This window comes from Limimaricola sp. G21655-S1, from assembly GCF_027213785.1.
Taxonomy (GTDB): Bacteria; Pseudomonadota; Alphaproteobacteria; order Rhodobacterales; family Rhodobacteraceae; genus Limimaricola.
The window spans coordinates 1-256 of record NZ_JAPWGO010000344.1; the positions used below are offsets into that span (position 1 = coordinate 1).

Sequence of the window (256 nt, forward strand, 5' to 3'; positions counted from 1 at the left end):
CAATAAGGTTCAGCATATCTGCCCTCCCGCAATCGGCTCCAGCGGTCTTTGTGACCTCCGGGGAGCAGGGCGGACGGTGGGACGGGCGGCGCGCGGCAAGACAAACCCCGCCACGGCGTCAAACAAGCGTGGATCATCAAGGATCGTATGGTGGTTGCAGCCATCCAGCAGCGTTGACGCCGCCGCCGGGACGACCGCGCGGATTGCGTCGGCCTCGCTTGCCCGCACCTGCCAGTCGCGCCGGGCGTGGATCACC

At 67.2% G+C, this 256-nt stretch carries 1 pseudogene; it reads right to left on the bottom strand.

Annotated elements, in window-relative coordinates:
* Nucleotides 1-9: 9 nt before the first annotated feature.
* Nucleotides 10-256 (bottom strand): annotated as a pseudogene (locus O4G76_RS21015) (hypothetical protein); the annotation flags it as partial.